This window comes from Microbacterium testaceum (genome assembly GCF_001476655.1).
In the GTDB taxonomy this organism is placed as follows: domain Bacteria; phylum Actinomycetota; class Actinomycetes; order Actinomycetales; family Microbacteriaceae; genus Microbacterium; species Microbacterium testaceum_C.
The window spans coordinates 1-1,444 of the sequence record NZ_LDRT01000095.1 but is presented as its reverse complement, the minus strand read 5'-3'; the positions used below and the strand labels follow the sequence as shown (position 1 = coordinate 1,444).

General features: G+C 68.6%; 1 protein-coding gene. It reads left to right on the top strand.

The window, feature by feature from the left end; all coding sequences use genetic code 11:
- Nucleotides 1-13 precede the first annotated feature (13 nt).
- Nucleotides 14-1,444: peptidoglycan D,D-transpeptidase FtsI family protein (locus NS220_RS13385; RefSeq protein ID WP_242864619.1), on the top strand; the 1,431-nt coding region annotated here is incomplete at its 3' end.

Here is a 1,444-nt window from a genome sequence, read left to right as displayed (position 1 = left end):
CGACGAGAACGGCGTGACCCTGGCCTCGAGCGTCAACCGCTACGACGTCGACATCGATCCGAGTCTCGCGGTGCAAGGGCTCACCGAGCGCACGGACGACGGCACCGTGAAGGTGACGCAGACCTGGACGCAGATCGCCGCGCAGATCGCCGGGATCACGGGGCAGAACGCCGCCGACGTCGAGAAAATCGTCGTCGACGCCCACGCGGCCAACCCCACCTCCCAGTGGGCGTCGATCGCGAAGAACGTCTCGACCGAGCAGTACCGCGCCCTGGCCGAGCTGGGGCTTCCGTTCCTGAGCTTCCCGCCGCAAGCGGGCCGCGTCTACCCCGACGGGGCGGTCGCGGGAAACCTCATCGGCTTCGTCGGCAGCGACGGCGAGCCTCTCGCGGGCCTGGAGTCCGCCGACAACGCCTGTCTCGCCTCCACGAACGGCAAGGTCGTCTTCCAGCAGGGTCGCGACGGCAACGTGCTGCCGGGGACCGAGGTCGAGACCGAGCCGGCGGTGGACGGGGGAACCCTCAAGCTCACGATCGACCGCGACCTGCAGTGGTACCTCAGTCAGCTGATCGCGGAGCAGGTGCAGAACACCGGATCCTTGCGCGGCACCATCACGGTCGTCGAGGCCAAGACGGGCAAGATCCGGGCTCTCGCCGAATACCCGACCGTCGACCCCAACGACCCCTCGTCCAGCCCGGCCGCGGACCGCGGCAGCACGGCCTTCGGCGACCCGAACGAGCCGGGGTCGACGATGAAGGCGATCACCGCCGCTATCGGCCTCGACTCGGGCTCCTTCACGACCGACACGACGGTCACGGCCTCCGGCAGTGAGACGCTGCCCGGCGACGCGCGGGTGTCCGACTCGTTCTCGCACGGCCCGAACAACTACACGCTCACAGGTGTCCTCATCGACTCGTCCAACGTCGGCATCTCGAAGTTCGGCGAGATGATCCCCCTCGACACGCGCGTGTCCTACCTGGAGAAGTTCGGGCTCACGCAGCAGACCGCGGTCGCCTTCCCCGGCGAGTCCTCCGGCATCATGCGCGACCCGTCGCAGTGGGACAAGCAGACCTTCTACAACACCACCTTCGGCCAGGGCATCTCGGTCACGGTGCCGCAGCTCGCCGGCGCCTACCAGACGATCGCGAACGGGGGCGTGCGGATGCCCCTCTCGCTCGTCGAGGGCTGCACCGCGGCGGATGGCACGGTCACCGACGTGCCGGACACGCAGGGCACGCGCGTCGTCTCGGAGGACGCCGCCAAGAAGGTGTCGCTGATGCTCGAGAACGTCGCCACGCAGGGCACGCTCGCGAAGCAGGTCGAGATCCCCGGCTACCGCGTCGCGATCAAGACGGGCACCGGTGAGAAGACCGACCCCACCACGGGGGCCTACAAGGGTGACGCCTACTTCACGACGATGATCGGTTTCGCTCCCGCCGACGAC